This window comes from Neisseria sp. P0017.S009, from assembly GCF_051957375.1.
In the GTDB taxonomy this organism is placed as follows: Bacteria; Pseudomonadota; Gammaproteobacteria; order Burkholderiales; family Neisseriaceae; genus Neisseria; species Neisseria perflava.
In genome coordinates, this window is sequence record NZ_JBQCWL010000006.1 from 1 (window position 1) to 14,692 (window position 14,692).

At 45.8% G+C, this 14,692-nt stretch carries 19 protein-coding genes and 3 tRNA genes; 13 read left to right on the forward strand and 9 right to left on the reverse strand.

Going from position 1 to position 14,692, the window contains the following annotated elements; translation table 11 throughout:
* On the forward strand, positions 1-1,704 hold a 1,704-nt coding region (locus tag ACTHTG_RS07955; RefSeq protein WP_440360615.1), incomplete at its 5' end, for an RHS repeat-associated core domain-containing protein.
* 5 nt (positions 1,705-1,709) lie between these two features.
* Positions 1,710-1,955 (forward strand): hypothetical protein, encoded by a 246-nt coding sequence (locus ACTHTG_RS07960; RefSeq protein ID WP_049336976.1) that lies wholly within the window; start codon positions 1,710-1,712, stop codon positions 1,953-1,955.
* Between the two features lie 2 nt (positions 1,956-1,957).
* Here the strand turns inward: ACTHTG_RS07960 and ACTHTG_RS07965 are convergent, their stop codons facing one another.
* Positions 1,958-2,167: a hypothetical protein gene (locus ACTHTG_RS07965; RefSeq protein ID WP_440362641.1), complete on the reverse strand. Its 210-nt coding sequence runs from the start codon at positions 2,165-2,167 to the stop codon at positions 1,958-1,960.
* Positions 2,168-2,384: 217 nt separating this feature from the next.
* Here ACTHTG_RS07965 and ACTHTG_RS07970 point away from each other — a divergent pair, with 217 nt between their 5' ends.
* The 5 genes from ACTHTG_RS07970 (at position 2,385) to ACTHTG_RS07990 (ending at position 4,474) form a co-directional block, all read left to right on the forward strand.
* Positions 2,385-2,678 (forward strand): hypothetical protein, encoded by a 294-nt coding sequence (locus ACTHTG_RS07970; protein ID WP_049336975.1) that lies wholly within the window; start codon positions 2,385-2,387, stop codon positions 2,676-2,678.
* Between the two features lie 2 nt (positions 2,679-2,680).
* Complete coding sequence (locus tag ACTHTG_RS07975; RefSeq protein WP_049336974.1) at positions 2,681-3,073, forward strand: hypothetical protein; 393 nt, start codon at positions 2,681-2,683, stop codon at positions 3,071-3,073.
* 148 nt (positions 3,074-3,221) lie between these two features.
* On the forward strand, positions 3,222-3,731 hold the full coding sequence (locus ACTHTG_RS07980; protein WP_049336973.1) for a hypothetical protein: 510 nt from the start codon (positions 3,222-3,224) through the stop codon (positions 3,729-3,731).
* A gap of 18 nt (positions 3,732-3,749) precedes the next feature.
* Positions 3,750-4,160 carry a tetratricopeptide repeat protein gene (locus ACTHTG_RS07985; protein ID WP_239661361.1) on the forward strand — a complete coding sequence of 137 codons (411 nt, stop codon included), beginning with the start codon at positions 3,750-3,752 and terminating at the stop codon, positions 4,158-4,160.
* Between the two features lie 83 nt (positions 4,161-4,243).
* On the forward strand, positions 4,244-4,474 hold the full coding sequence (locus ACTHTG_RS07990) for a hypothetical protein (RefSeq protein ID WP_049336972.1): 231 nt from the start codon (positions 4,244-4,246) through the stop codon (positions 4,472-4,474).
* Between the two features lie 125 nt (positions 4,475-4,599).
* On the opposite strand, the gene ACTHTG_RS07995 is transcribed toward ACTHTG_RS07990, so the two are convergent.
* Together ACTHTG_RS07995 and ACTHTG_RS08000 are read right to left on the reverse strand one after the other, a co-directional pair.
* A tRNA-Glu gene (locus ACTHTG_RS07995) sits at positions 4,600-4,674 on the reverse strand.
* Between the two features lie 12 nt (positions 4,675-4,686).
* Positions 4,687-4,763: transfer RNA gene (locus tag ACTHTG_RS08000), tRNA-Arg, on the reverse strand.
* A gap of 115 nt (positions 4,764-4,878) precedes the next feature.
* Here ACTHTG_RS08000 and ACTHTG_RS08005 point away from each other — a divergent pair.
* A complete protein-coding gene (locus tag ACTHTG_RS08005) occupies positions 4,879-6,270 on the forward strand; it encodes a 3'-5' exonuclease family protein (protein WP_039862575.1) in 1,392 nt (463 codons plus the stop codon).
* A gap of 198 nt (positions 6,271-6,468) precedes the next feature.
* Positions 6,469-7,260, forward strand: a complete 792-nt coding sequence (locus ACTHTG_RS08010) for a Cof-type HAD-IIB family hydrolase (RefSeq protein WP_004521105.1) — start codon at positions 6,469-6,471, stop codon at positions 7,258-7,260.
* A gap of 67 nt (positions 7,261-7,327) precedes the next feature.
* Here ACTHTG_RS08010 and ACTHTG_RS08015 read toward each other — a convergent pair whose 3' ends face one another.
* The 4 genes from ACTHTG_RS08015 to ACTHTG_RS08030 all read right to left on the reverse strand — a co-directional run bounded on the left by ACTHTG_RS08015 (position 7,328) and on the right by ACTHTG_RS08030 (position 10,413).
* Positions 7,328-7,534 (reverse strand): DUF2788 domain-containing protein, encoded by a 207-nt coding sequence (locus ACTHTG_RS08015; protein WP_004521104.1) that lies wholly within the window; start codon positions 7,532-7,534, stop codon positions 7,328-7,330.
* Between the two features lie 89 nt (positions 7,535-7,623).
* Complete coding sequence (gene metZ, locus ACTHTG_RS08020) at positions 7,624-8,793, reverse strand: O-succinylhomoserine sulfhydrylase (RefSeq protein WP_004521103.1); 1,170 nt, start codon at positions 8,791-8,793, stop codon at positions 7,624-7,626.
* Positions 8,794-8,937: 144 nt separating this feature from the next.
* Entirely contained in the window at positions 8,938-9,495 is a 558-nt protein-coding gene (locus tag ACTHTG_RS08025) for a DUF3465 domain-containing protein (protein ID WP_440360616.1), read from the reverse strand.
* Between the two features lie 117 nt (positions 9,496-9,612).
* Positions 9,613-10,413, reverse strand: coding sequence for a hypothetical protein (locus tag ACTHTG_RS08030; RefSeq protein ID WP_440360617.1), 801 nt, complete (start codon positions 10,411-10,413; stop codon positions 9,613-9,615).
* A 166-nt stretch (positions 10,414-10,579) separates the two neighbouring features.
* On the opposite strand from ACTHTG_RS08030, the gene ACTHTG_RS08035 reads away from it, so the two are divergent.
* The 3 genes from ACTHTG_RS08035 to ACTHTG_RS08045 all read left to right on the forward strand — a co-directional run bounded on the left by ACTHTG_RS08035 (position 10,580) and on the right by ACTHTG_RS08045 (position 12,080).
* Positions 10,580-10,831, forward strand: coding sequence for an NGO1151 family protein (locus tag ACTHTG_RS08035; RefSeq protein WP_070588139.1), 252 nt, complete (start codon positions 10,580-10,582; stop codon positions 10,829-10,831).
* 76 nt (positions 10,832-10,907) lie between these two features.
* Positions 10,908-11,711 carry a transporter substrate-binding domain-containing protein gene (locus ACTHTG_RS08040; protein ID WP_440360618.1) on the forward strand — a complete coding sequence of 268 codons (804 nt, stop codon included), beginning with the start codon at positions 10,908-10,910 and terminating at the stop codon, positions 11,709-11,711.
* A gap of 129 nt (positions 11,712-11,840) precedes the next feature.
* On the forward strand, positions 11,841-12,080 hold the full coding sequence (locus ACTHTG_RS08045; RefSeq protein WP_440360619.1) for a putative hemolysin: 240 nt from the start codon (positions 11,841-11,843) through the stop codon (positions 12,078-12,080).
* Between the two features lie 65 nt (positions 12,081-12,145).
* Here the strand turns inward: ACTHTG_RS08045 and serS are convergent, their stop codons facing one another.
* A complete protein-coding gene (serS, locus tag ACTHTG_RS08050) occupies positions 12,146-13,441 on the reverse strand; it encodes a serine--tRNA ligase (protein ID WP_308538413.1) in 1,296 nt (431 codons plus the stop codon).
* A 125-nt stretch (positions 13,442-13,566) separates the two neighbouring features.
* Positions 13,567-13,642 (reverse strand) — tRNA-Glu (locus tag ACTHTG_RS08055).
* Positions 13,643-13,775: 133 nt separating this feature from the next.
* On the opposite strand from ACTHTG_RS08055, the gene ACTHTG_RS08060 reads away from it, so the two are divergent.
* Complete coding sequence (locus tag ACTHTG_RS08060; protein ID WP_004521096.1) at positions 13,776-14,675, forward strand: recombination-associated protein RdgC; 900 nt, start codon at positions 13,776-13,778, stop codon at positions 14,673-14,675.
* The last annotated feature ends 17 nt before the right edge of the window (positions 14,676-14,692 follow it).

Genomic DNA, 14,692 nt, shown 5'->3' on the forward strand with positions numbered 1-14,692 from the left:
CGCGATGCGCAGTACGACATGCTGTACCTGCCCGTTACCGAAAGCATCCGCTACCACTACGACTTCAACGGCAACCGCACCGCCACCGTCCTGCCCGACGGCAGACAAATCAACTATCTGTATTACGGCAGCGGCCACCTGCACCAAATCAGCCTTGACGACGAAGTCATCACCGACATCGAACGCGATAAGCTGCACCGCGAAATCTTCCGCACACAAGGTAAACTCGCCAGCCGTTACGAACTCGATTCCCTGGGTCGTCTGAAAAGGCAAATCGCCACCCTTAACGACCTAACGCATACCGAGACAGGTAAAAACGCAGTAACATCGGCTTATGCCGTCAAACGCAGCTACGGCTACGACCGCACCGGCAACCTGACCCACAGTACCGACCAGCGGACGGGGACGACGCATTTCGAGTACGACAAACTGGGTAGGATTACCCAAGCCGGCAGCGAACGGTTCGTCTTCGACCCTGCGCACAATATCCTCGACATCCCGACGGAAAAGGTCAAACCGTACCCTACCCCCTCTGACGTGGGAGAGGGCAAAACAACCGTACCGCTTTCAGACGGCCGCTCCGCCGTCACCGACAACCGCCTGAAAACCTACAACGGCACGACCTATTACTACGACAACCTCGGCAACCTCATCCACCGCGAACTCGCCGACGGCGAAGTGCAGAACTATTTCTACGATTTGCACGACCAACTGGTTAAAGTGGAAATCTTTAAGAAAGACGGCAGTAAAGAGACTTGGGCTTACCGCTACGATGCCTTGGGCAGAAGGATAGGCAAAGGCCGTCTGAAAAACGAAGAAGTTTCAGACGGCCTGGAAGAGGAAACCCGCTTCGTTTGGGACGGCAGCCACCTCTTGCAGGAAGTCCACCCGGACGGCAGATATACCTATATCTACACCGACCCTGATTCCTACGAACCTTTGGCACAGGTACATAACCGGACCAACGAAGAAGGTGAAAGCAAACAGGAAACCCACTACTTCCACTGCGACCAGGTTGGCATCCCAAGAGAGATGACCGATAAGGACGGCAATCTGGTTTGGTTCGGAGATTATTACGGTTGGGGCAAACTGAAGAGCGAAACGAACGTAACGGATAGCGCATACCAGCCGTTCCGCTTACAGAACCAGTACGCTGACCGTGAGACGGGGCTGCACTATAATTTCTTCAGGTATTATGAGCCGGATGCGGGTCGGTTTGTGAATCAGGATCCGATTGGGTTGATGGGCGGGGAGAATTTTTATGCTTTTGCGCCTAATGCTCAGGTGTGGGTTGATCCTCTAGGTTTGAATAAATGCTGTGAAAATAGCAAAGTTAAAACCGAACCAAACACAGCATTTTTTTGGTCAGGTAGAACAGATGGTATTGGTGGACAACATATTGCTGCCGATATTGCCAAATCTAATGGAGGAACAACATTAGAAATGTTAATTGAAGCTAGAAAAATTATCATGCCTAAGTGGGATCAAAATAACCAAGCAAGCATTAAAGCATGGGAAGATATTTCATCAGAGTATGCAACATGCGCTTCTGGTACTGTAACAGGCGTTATTGGCAAAGATCTGCGACCAGGAAATATATGGGAAAATAGAGAATTACCCGCTTTGAAGAACAATCCTAATATAACAAAAATAGTAATAATAGATCCTAAAACAAAGATTTCAACTGTTATATTTCAAAGGTAATTACTATGGATGATTTCGTAATTGAAAAAATTTCAAGAGGTATGTTAATTGTTTCTTTAAATGGACATGAAATTTCATTTGAAGGAGAAATGTTCTTTCCAAATAATGAGTTTCACTTTGCCCTATATGCGAAAACAGCAAAATTTACTAAGACCAACCAAATTTTAAGCAAGGAAGAGTTAGATAATATTTTAGAACATTTAAAAAAAGAATTTATTTTAAAAAATAGAGTATTAGACATAATTTTCTAAATTTAATTATCAACTGTAAAGTAGCCCAAGCAAGCCGTAGACCACATGAAACTTCCAATCCCGACGTAAGGTGTGCGGTATGCACACACACGGGTTCTGCCTTTCAGACGCCCCCACCCCCAACAGCAAGCGTAGCCTACATGGGTAGCAAGCGTAGCCTGTATCAAGGTAGGGTGTGTCGCCCCGCGACGCACGCGGTTTCCAAACCCCAAAGGTAGCCTGAAAACCCAAAAACCATCTGAGAACAGCATCAGAAGATTTCAGACGGCCTCCCAAATGCCAAAGAACGCGTGCGTGGCAGAGCCACACACCCTACGGCATGCAGGCTACGCTTGCTATTATTGAAGGTAAAGCTGCACCTCAAGGTTTGGGGTTGTCTGGTGGACAAACACAAAAATATATTAATGATTTAGAAAGGTTGATAAGACAATGAATCAGGAGCAATTTATAAAAAAGATTAATATAGTTTTAGTCGAAATTGATAAAATGATTAATAATTGTAATGAATATAGTTATACAAATAAACGGCAGTTGATTTCTATAAAAAATGAACTATATGACATGATTAATTATCTAAATTCAGAAAGTATTTTTCAACAAAAAAAAGGAAAAGAATTTTTATTGTCTCGGATAGTAATTGATTCTTGGCCATTTAATAATGAAGTTGGTAAACTCCTTGTAGAATTAGAAGAAGATTTCAATTATTTAACAAGAAAAATATAAAAATGTCTAAGTTAAAAATATTGAATGAAACTCCTTTAGATTTTCAAGAAAAATTTTTGTTTGACAAATGGGAAGTCAGCTACCTTGATTTGATGGAAGTAAATCAAGGTTCTCCCTTAGTTGGGAGTCTATCCATTAACGGTCAAGTTATTATTAAAGAACAGGGGTTTGGAGGGCCTTTATTGTATTTCAATAGAAAAATATATATTCCAGTTTTCATTAGACGATTTTGCGTTGTTGGATTTAGGCTTGCAACATTAAATTTAGATGATTTATCAATTGAGTATATTGGGGGTATCGAAGACTTGGTTTATCTAAAAGAGATAAAAGGTAATAGAATTTATTTCTATACAGATATATATAAAAGCACAGAAAAGAATTTAACTTTATATTAACAAATATATCTCAAGAATATGCTGTAAACTGAAGCGTGCCGAGATAAATAAGACGATTTTTTGAGAAAAATGAAGTGCTGTTTTATTTCATAATGTGAAAGCTATTTTCAAATCCTGCCGATCTTAAGGCAGGATTTTTAATTAAGCGATGGCGTCGTCGCTATCCGATAGGGTTGATGGGTGGGATAATCTTTATCAATTTGCACCTAATACCCAAGTATGGGTCGATTGGTTAGGTTTAGCTGGAGTTGATATGAATTTATTCCCAAGTAATGAAGACATACACTCTTACGCTCATAAAGTTGCCAATAAACCGAATACTTTCCAAGTAGGAGGGCATGGTAATCCTTCATTGATGGTAGATGGGGCTACAGGTGAAAGATTAGATGCTAAAAAATTAGCCTCGAGAATTAAAAAAGATCCTAACTATAAATCAGGTATGACGGTTGAGATCTTATCCTGTAATACAGGAAAAGGAGCAAACCCTCTTGAACAACAACTTGCTAATGAATTAAATACTACAGTTAAAGCACCAAATGAATATCTTTGGTTTTCAAGTAACGGGAAATTAACACCGATGGGAATGAAGGCTGATCGCTCGCAAGATACAAGCAAACTAGGCACCATGAGGATCTTTACTCCTCAAAGTAAAAAATAAGTAAGGAACGTGATAACTATGGAAATACTGAAAAATTTCTTAATTTTATTTTTGTTATCAACCCCTTTAATATCATGTAAACAACATCCAGAAAGAAATGAGAAAATGACTGACTTTATATCAACAGGTAGTACTTATTGGATTCCAGATGAAGAAATTCAAATTCTCGAAAAGAACGCCACTAATGGAGATAAAAACTCAGCATTCAAATTATATCAATACCATATGTTTGTATCTTTAGATCAAGATTTAGAATTTAAATGGCTAGAGATAGCGGCAAAAAATGGACATCCAATTGCCCAATCCAATTTAGCTGATTTATTTTTCACACAAGGCAATAAAGAAAAAGCCATATTTTGGGCTAAAAAGGCACATAGAAATGGTACCAAACTACCAGAAGAATTAAAAATACTAATAAATATCAATTAATTAATAAGTTTGAGCAGATTATCGTTACAAACCTAAACCTTCTGAATGAGGATTAAGCAAGCCGTCCCTAATCCCGACGTAGGGTGTCCGATAACAATAGCCCTACCGTTCAAGACAATAGTCTTAAAGAATATAACGGCAGCAGCTATTACTACGACCACCTTGGCAACCTGATCCACTGTGAACTGGCAAACGGCGAAGTACAGAACTACTTTTACGACCTGCATGACCAACTGGTTAAAGCCGAAATCTTCAAAATGACGGCACGAAAAAGACTTGGCCCTACACCTACGATGCCTTGGGCAGAAGGATAGGCAAAGGCCGTCTGAACAGCTAAGAAAGTTATTTAAAAAATTAAATAACTATAAACTTTTAAATATGGAAATGTGAAAAAAATAAGCCATCACTATTCTTTAGTGATGGCTTATTTTAAAGTAACTGGCACGCCCACGGGGAATCGAACCCCGGTTACCGCCGTGAAAGGGCGATGTCCTAACCGCTAGACGATGGGCGCGGAGATTTTCTGTGGCGCACCCGGAGCGATTCGAACGCCCGACCCTCTGGTTCGTAGCCAGATACTCTATCCAACTGAGCTACGGGTGCATCAAGAAAGATTCGAATTATAAAGAGAGGGCTATTTATTGTCAAGCGTTTTATTTGGAAAACTTGCAGACAGCGTGTAAAATGCGCATTTGCTATTGAATTTACAGAGAATAAAATGTCAGACTTCGCACGCTGGCCGCTCTTATCCGAAGCATTTTCCCGTTTGGGACGGCCTGTGGTCGTGGTGGATTTGGAGACGACCGGTGGAAATTTCTATCAAGACAGGATAACGGAAGTCGCCCTTGTTCGCTTTGAGCAAGGACGCGCCTCACATTACGAGCAATTGGTCAATCCTTGCCGCAGCATTCCCGAATTTGTTGCCAGGCTGACCGGAATTCATGATGAAACGGTAAAAAACGCGCCTGTCTTTGCCGATATTGCAGGCGATTTGTTGCCGCTGCTGCAAGGTGCAGTGGTTGTTGCCCACAACAGCCGCTTTGACTACACCTTCCTGCGCCACGAGTTTGCCCGTATCCATACTGACTTTGCCGCTCCCTCGCTCTGTACGGTTCAACTGTCGCGCCGCCTGTATCCTGAGTTTTACAAACACAGCCTCGACAGCATTATCGAACGCACCGGCATTCAGACGACCAACCGCCACCGCGCCATGACCGATGTGGCCGCATTGTGTGATTATCTCGAATTAAGTCTGACAGAAAAAAATCATCAACAATGGGACGAACACGTCCGTGTATTGATGAATCCGAAAATGTTGCCCACTTGGCTGCCTGATTCGCTTGCCCAACAGCTCTATGCCCTGCCCGACAGTTACGGCGTATTGGTTTGGTTTGACTATTTCGGCAAAGCCCAAGCCATTGAAGCACATGAACGCACATACAGTGAAACCGCTACCCTGCTGCACAGCAAAAAACTGCCGCCGCACATCAAAGCCGCAGCCTCCATCCGTTTTATTCCGGCAGTCGGGCAGCTCCATACATTATGGCTCAAAGCCCAGACTATGCAGGAATACCAACTGATGCCGTCTGAAAAGTCCACATCGTTTTCTACCGTCCGCTTTATCGCTGACGAACACGGCGGCCTTCAAGCACGCATTGTCTTGTTAAACAGCGGCACCAGAAACTGGCGTCCTTACGGTTTGTTTGCCCACAAAAAAGCAGCCAAACGCGCTTTGACGCAATGGTCGCAAGAACACAGACTCTGCCCAGATTCGCTCAATATTTTGCCGACCGGCTACGCAAAGGGCGAACCCTGCCCTGTTGAGGCTGTCGGAAAATGCAATGGCAACTGCCGCCAGCCAAACGGCATCAAACATCAAAACCAACGCATTACCGAGCTTGCTGCCCTACTCCCCGTAACTGATTGGGGCAAAGCGCACGAAATTGAAATTACCGAAACCGACCCCCTGACCGGAAACAGCATTACCCTGCTCTGCGCCGGCGGCGCGTTGGCATTGCCTGATGGAAGCTGGTATTTCGACAGCAGCCTGCCTCTCGTGATTAAAAACAAATTCAGACAAGACAAAGAAAATATCCGTTTGATTGCTTAAAACAAGGCCGTCTGAAAACCAAATTTTCAGACGGCCTATTGTGAATAACTTTCCGCTTTATTCTCAAAATAAAACTCTGCCTAAATTTTAATCAGAACTTATTTTTATAATAGCAATCAAATACTAAACCAATTTATACACAAGCTGTTCACACAATTTTCAATGAAAGCTGTGTATACCCAGCCCGATGAGTAAACCATGAACAATCCTGAAATCATCTTCTTTGACATCGACGACACCCTCTACCGCAAATACACGGATACCCTGCGTCCTTCGGTTGCCCAAGCCATGCGCGCATTGAAAGCCAAAGGCATTTTAACTGCCATTGCCACCGGCCGTCCGAAAGCCGCCATTCCCGCCAAAGTCAAAGCCTTGATTCAAGAATGCGGTATCGACATGCTCGTTACCATCAACGGCCAATATATTTCCTTTCGCGGCGAACCTCTGCAAAGCTACCCCTTGGACATTGCCGACATCGAAACCGCCATCAACCTGCTTGAACAACACAAAATAGACTACGCCTTTGTCAACAACCAAGAAATTGCCGTTTCCTCCCATTCGCCACGCGTTGTCGAAGGCTTATCGCATATCCTGCCCAACTTCCTGACTGACAAAGAATATTTCCGCAAACAACCTGTTTATCAAATGTTGGTCTTTGTGGATAAGGAAGAAGAAAAAATCCTGCAACCGCTAACCCAGCAACACGGCTTCAAATCCGTCCGCTGGCATGAATATGCTGTGGACCTGCTGCGCAAAGAAGGTTCAAAAGCACGGGGCATCGCCCACGCAGTGGAAAAACTGGGGATTGATATGAACAAAGTGATGGCATTCGGCGACAGCTTCAACGACTTGGAAATGCTGTCAACCGTCGGCTTTGGTGTTGCCATGGGCAATGGCGAAGACGCTGCCAAATCTGCCGCACAATTCGTCTGCCCAAGTGTTGATGAAGACGGCGTCTTGCGCGGCTTGCAAGAATTGGGCGTAATTTAAAACATCAAATCAAAAGGCCGTCTGAACATTTTTTCAGACGGCCTTGTTCTATCAATAAACTTCCTGCCTACTTCGGCAATACCAAAAAGCTAATCAGCAATTCTTTAAATACGAACCCAAACACACCCAAGCCCAAAACCAAGAAGAGCATGGCAATGCCGAATTTGCCGGCTTTGGATTCTTTACCCAAGTTCCAAACGATAAAGCCCAAAAAGATAATCAGGCCACTCAGTAGGATTTTCATTGCCCATGAGGCGAATTCTGCTTCAGACATTATTTTTTTCCTTTTATTCTTAAGATGTGTGTTTAATTGCTTTCAGACGGCCTATTAAAATTTAAGGCCGTCTGAAATTTGTTTTTAGATTATTTGTTCAATGCTTGTTGCAAATCATCAATCAAATCGTCGATGTGTTCCAAACCGACAGAGAGGCGGATCAAGCCCGGGCGGATATTCGCGGCGAGTTTTTCTTCAGGCTGCATCCGGCCGTGCGTGGTTGTCCACGGATGGGTGATGGTCGAGCGCACATCGCCGAGGTTGGCAGTACGGGAAAAGAGCTCTACGCCGTCCACGATTTTCCATGCCGTTTCTTGGTCTGCGACTTCAAAACCTACCACAATACCGCCGCCATTTTGCTGTTTGCGGATCAGTTCGGCTTGCGGATGGTCGGGCAAACCGGTGTAGTACACAGCTTGGACTTGCAGCTGCTCTTTCAACCATTGTGCAATTTTCAGCGCATTGTCGTATTGTTTTTCCATACGCAGCGACAAGGTTTCCACGCCGCTCAACAGCTGCCATGCGTTAAACGGAGACATCGCCAAACCGCAAGAGTTGCAATACATGGCTACTTGCGTCATCAATTCATCCGAACCGGCCAACACGCCACCCATCACGCGGCCGTGGCCATCAATGGCTTTGGTTGCGGAAGACACGGAAATATCCGCACCGTGTTTCAAAGGTTGCGAACCGGCTGGCGACAAGAGACTGTTGTCCACCACCAAAAGCGCGCCGATGCGGTGTGCCAGTTCAGCTAAAGCTTCCAAATCGGCAACTTCGCCCAAAGGGTTGGACGGCGTTTCCAAGAAAAACAGTTTGGTATTGGGCTTGATGGCAGCTTTCCATTCATCCACATCAACCGGCGATACATGGCTGACTTCGATGCCGAACTTGGTAACGATGTTATTGATGAAACCGACAGTTGTACCAAACAGGCTGCGGCTGGAAATAACATGATCACCGGCTTGCAAGAAGGTAAAAAACGCTGCCTGAATCGCGGACATACCGGTCGAAGTGGCTACCGCGCGCTCTGCGCCTTCCAATGCAGCAATGCGTTTTTCAAAAGCGGCAGTAGTCGGATTGGCTGTACGGGTATAGGTAAAGCCTTTAATTTTTTTGGAAAACAAATCTGCCGCATGTTGCGCGCTTTCCCACATGAAGCTGCTGGTCAAAAACAGCGCCTGATTGTGTTCGCGATATTCGGTTTGCTCTTTGCCGCCCCGGATGGCCAGCGTTTGCGGATGAAGTTTTTTGTTCATTTATTTTCCAATCTACTGTGTATTCCAATGGACGGAACAATATTTTTCCGTCTGTTTAACTTGTTAACATTTTGCGCCGATTTCTACTATCTTTCAAGCCGAAGGCCGTGTTTCGGACCGTCTGAAAAAACAGGAAAACCGTTTTTACTGATAAAGGCGGCCGTCGTGTTTCAACCAGCCGTCAGTATGCCGGGCTGACGGGTCATGGTGCGTCCAATGGATAACGCCGCCCTGCTCCGACCATTCGTATTCGCCGTAAAACGCTACTTTATCGCCTTTTTTCAAACCCTTAATCTTATCGGCAAGGTCGATATTGTGTGCCACCAAAAGCGTCTGACCGCTGGAGAGCTTCAAGATAAAGCGTTGGTGGCGCGTGCCTTTGTTGTCATCCGGCAGGATTTTCCATACCGTGCCCTCGCCCTCAACCTGAATATCGCTTTGCTCGTTTTCAAACGCCTGTTTCAAAACCGCTTCGGCTGATTCCTTGTCCGAACCGATTTGCTGCTGAGCCGTATCGGCATTTTCGCCCGCATTATTTTGTTTCTGAACGGCTTCTATTTTCTGCTGATTCTGCGATTGTAGCGGCTGCTTGTTTTGCATTTTGTTATAGGCAAATACGGCAACCAAAGCAATCAGCAATACAATGATTTTATTTTTATTCATAACAATCTCAAAAAAAATGCCCGATTCTGCATCGGGCATATCAACTATTTAGAAAGGATATTTATCACGAAAACGTGAGCCACTATTATACTTCGTAAAATTTTAAGGGAATTTTACGCCGAAGGCCGTCTGAAACTTTTCAGACAGCCCAGATACTCAACGGCGGTATTTCATTTCAGTCTTCATATCGTCCAAGATACGTTTGACGTTGTGTTCCAATACATCCTCCACCAAGCCCGGTGCCTGCTCGTTCAGCATTTGCTGCAACTGATAAGTGAACAAGGCCATTTGTTTTTGTACGGCAATCCGAATCATGCCGTTGACCGCATCGGCCACATGGGGACGTAAACGCTTAATCAGACGCTCGGTCAAATCTTTTTCAGAAACACAGAATACTTCTCGGCGGCCAATCGCCTGCGGGTTCAATACATTGATATGGACATTGATGGCTGGTTCTTTTTCAATGCCGTCTGAAACCGCCTCTTCAGCCGCTTGCGCATCATCATTTTCCGGTTTTTCAGTTTTTTCCACTTCAGGCGCATCAAAATCTACAGCACCTGATTTCGGATTCAGTCTGACGGTGCGCGTTGATTCGATATGACGCTCTGAAGCCGCAGCCTGCAATGCCGATTGCGCGCTCAACCAGTTGTCCTGCAAAACCACCATTGCATCGGTTTCCACTGCTTCGCCATCGTCTGCAAGGGCAGTATTGTGTTCCAACTGCCAGCGATACAAATATTCTTCCAATACTTTTTCACGATTGCCCGCATCCAGTTTATATTCTTTTTTAGGCGCGGTTTTGGGCGCAGCATCGACAGCGTCGTCCGATTTTTTGACCAATGGCGCATGAGTCGGCGCGGTATTGAATTGTCGTGCCTGACGCAATCTTTCCAGGCGTTTTTCCCAATTCAGGTCTTCTTCCTCGAGGGTTGCGGGGTCAAGACGGTTGTTTTCCATAATAATCTCTTTTTTTCATTTTTATTGTGAACCGCATTCAAACCTAAAATCACTTGAAATACGGCCGATGGTTGGACATATCCGGCAAGCCGGCGCAAGCGTTACATTTTAATATTAATTCACTATATAATCACTATTTTATTTAATATACCCTCAAGGATACATCATGAGCAGCATCGAACAACGCCTCGAATACTTGGAAGAAGCCAACGACGTTTTGCGTATGCAAAACCACGTCCTCGCTACCGCGCTGAAAGGCCTTATCCGCTCCCTGCCCTCTGACATGGCCAACGATGCCGTAGAATCCATCCAGCTTGCCTTTGAAGACGCGTTGGCGGAATTGAGCTATGAAGACAGTCCGCACACCGACCTCTTCCATGACGTAACCTACGCATTTTTCCGAGAAAAAGACCACTGATTTCGGCTAGCATGTTCGCAAAATTATGCTAAACTAAGATTTTATCCGTTAACATTTTATTAAGAAAGCACATATCATGAACATGAAAAAATGGCTGGCCACTGCCCTCGCTTGTTCCGCCCTTGCCCTGACTGCCTGCGGCGGTCAAAGCAACAATGCCTCTGCTCCTACCGATAAAGTGTACCGTGTCGGCTCTAACGCCGAGTTTGCCCCATTTGAATCTTTGGATTCTGCCGGCAAAGTAGAAGGTTTTGACGTAGATTTGATGAATGCCATGGCCAAAGCCGGCAACTTCAAAGTCGAATTCAAACACCAGCCATGGGAAAGCCTCTTCCCTTCTCTGAACAACGGCGACGTGGACATCGTTATGTCCGGCGTAACCATCACTGACGACCGCAAACAAAGCATGCTCTTCAGCGACCCATACTTTGAAATCACCCAAGTCGTCCTCGTTCCCAAAGGCAAAAAAGTAGCTTCTTCCGAAGACCTGAAAAACATGGCTAAAGTCGGCGTGGTAACCGGCTACACCGGCGACTTCTCCGTTTCCAAACTCTTGGGCAACGACAATCCGAAAATCGCACGCTTTGAAAGCGTTCCCCTGATTATCAAAGAATTGGAAAACGGCGGTCTGGATTCCGTCGTCAGCGACAGCGCGGTTATTGCCAACTATGTGAAAAACAACCCGACCAAAGGCCTGGATTTCATCTCCCTGCCTGACTTTACCATCGAAAACTACGGTATCGCTGCACGCAAAGGCGACGAAGCCACCATCAAAATGTTGAACGATGCGCTGAAAAAAGTACGCGAAAGTGGCGAATACGATAAAATTTACGCCAAATACTTTGCTAAAGAAGGCGAAAAAACCGAAGCAGCCAAATAATCCGGTTTGACTTCTTAAACTAAAGGCCGTCTGAAAACTTTTCAGACGGCCTTTAATCTGGTTAACTCAATTAAACGCAAGTATCCCCTATAATCCGCTTGTTTTTATCCTTCAAATGAAAGACACGCCATGATCAAACCCATTATCCTCAGTCTCGCTGCCGCAACCGCTTTGGCTGCCTGCTCCGCTTCTGAAAAACCAGAATCTCCTAACGTCGGCGTGGCCAATCCGGCTTCTGAATTCTGCGTCAAACAAGGCGGTAAATCCGAAATCAAAAAAGACAAAGACGGTGGCGAATACGGCGTGTGCCACTTGCCTGACGGTACTGTTGTCGAAGAATGGGAATATTTCCGTCAACATAACAAATAATTGTTCAATCATAGAAAAGGCCGTCTGAACTCAAGTTTCAGACGGCCTTTTTATTTAAACAACGATTATTTTACTTCCAATTTGGTCACGCCGCCCATATACGGTTGCAACGCAGTAGGAACATTAATGCTGCCGTCGGCATTTTGATGGTTTTCCAATACTGCCACCAAAGTACGGCCGACTGCCAAGCCTGAGCCGTTCAAAGTATGCACCAAACGGTTTTTACCGTTTTCATCTTTGAAACGCGCTTTCATGCGGCGTGCTTGGAAATCTTCACAGTTGGAGCAGCTGGAAATCTCACGATAAGTATTTTGCGCTGGAACCCAAACTTCCAAGTCGTAAGTTTTGGTCGCGCCGAAGCCCATGTCGCCGGTGCACAAAGTAATCACGCGGTATGGCAGTTCCAACGCTTTCAAAATATTTTCAGCGTGTCCAACCATTTCTTCCAGCGCTTCGTATGATTTTTCCGGATGAACGATTTGCACCATTTCCACTTTGTCGAATTGATGTTGGCGAATCAAACCGCGCACGTCTTTGCCGTATGCGCCCGCTTCGGAGCGGAAACATGGGGAATGCGCAGTCAATTTCAACGGCAAATCGCTGCCTGCCACGATGCTGTCGGCAACGGTATTGGTCAGCGTTACTTCAGCAGTCGGAATCAGATATTGCGTTTTCTTACTCTCATCACCGCCGCGGGTAACGTGGAACAAATCTTCTGCAAATTTAGGCAGTTGACCCGTACCTTGCAGGGTCAGGTCATCCACAATGTAAGGCGTGTAATGTTCGGTATAGCCGTGTTTCAGCGTGTGCGTATCCAGCATGAACTGAGCCAAAGCGCGATGCAGACGGGCGATTTGACCTTTCATGACGGTAAAGCGCGCGCCGGACAGTTTCGCACCGCCTTCAAAATCCAAGCCCAAAGGCTCGCCCAAATCAACATGGTCTTTGATTTCAAAATCAAATTCGCGCGGCGTGCCCACTTTGCGGACTTCAACGTTTTCAGTTTCGTCTTTACCGACAGGCACACTTTCGTGCGGCAGGTTCGGAATGCTCAGCAGCCAAGCATCCAATTCTTTCTGAACGGCATCCAAATCAGCGGCAGCCTGCTCCAAATCCGCCTTGATTTGGGTAACCTGATCCATCGCAGCTTGAGCCTCTTCGTGTTTGCCTTGACCTTTCAACGCACCGATTTGTTTGGAAATACTGTTTCGTGAAGCCTGCAACTCTTCTGTTTTCACTTGAACGGCTTTACGTTGCTCTTCCAAAGCGTTGAAACGCGCGGTATCAAACTCGTAACCGCGTGCGGCCAAACGTTCGGCAACTGCGGCGGTATTGCTGCGGAGCAATTGGATGTCTAACATTGTTTTCTCTCGTTAAGATTCAGAATGGCATTATTGTAAACCAATTTAAAGATATTTTCACAGCGATAGGCCGTCTGAAAACAAAAAACGCCCCTGAAAAAAGCAGGAGCGTTTTTTAAGAATTTTGGCACGCCCACGGGGATTCGAACCCCGGTTGCCGCCGTGAAAGGGCAGTGTCCTAGGCCTCTAGACGATGGGCGCGTAACCGAAGCGCGAACTATACAGAAAGCCTTTTCTTCTGTCAACGCTTTTACTGCATTTTTAAAGGTGCTGCCGATTTCCGTATGTTATTTTCCCTGTATAATGCCGGTTTTAATAAAAAGGAAAACTCGCCATGTGGTTTAAGCAAATCAGTTTTTATCCGCTCAACAAAGACAAATTGCCCGAATTGGAAGTCCTTGCCGACAAATTGGCGCAATCCGAATTTGCCCATTGTCAGGGTTTGGACTGGTTTAGCGAAGGCTTTGCCACGCCGGTTTCCTTTTCGCCCGAGCTGGTTTTCCCTGCCGATTACACTTGGCGTGTGGCCCTGAAAAAAGAAGAAAAAGTCCTGCCTGCCGGCGTCATCCGTGATATTTTGGATGAAAAGGTTTTGGAAATCCAAAACAACGAAGCGCGCAATGTCGGCCGCAAGGAAAAACAAGAACTGAAAGAACAGATTACTGACGACCTGCTGCCCCGTGCCTTTACGCGCAGCAGCCGCACACAGGTGATTTTCGACACGCGCCACGGGTATCTTTTGGTCAACAATGCCGCATCTGCCAAAGCGGAAAATATCCTGACCAAACTGCGCGAAGCCTTGGGCGGCCTTGAAGCAGCCCTGCCCAACACCAAACAATCGCCCTCCTCCCTGATGACCAGCTGGCTGCTGCAAGGCCATTGCGAAGGCGGTTTTGAATTGGACAGCGATTGCGAACTCAAAGGCGTAGGCGATGTTGTCCCGGTCGTCAAAGTTTCCAAACAAGACCTGACCGCCGATGAAGTGGTACAACACGTCAAAAACGGCAAAACTGTTACCCAGCTGGGCTTGGTATGGCGAGAACAAATCGCATTCATCCTTACCCAAGACTTTACACTCAAACGCATCCAGTATCTGGACGTTTTGCAAGAAGAAGCGGAAAGCAACGGCGACGATGCCGCCAGCCTCGCCTTTGCCTCGCAAATCCTGATGACCGAAGCCATCAGCACCATGTTGGAAGAACTGGTTTCTTATTTGGGCGGCTGGCAAGAATAATTTTTCAGACGGCCTTT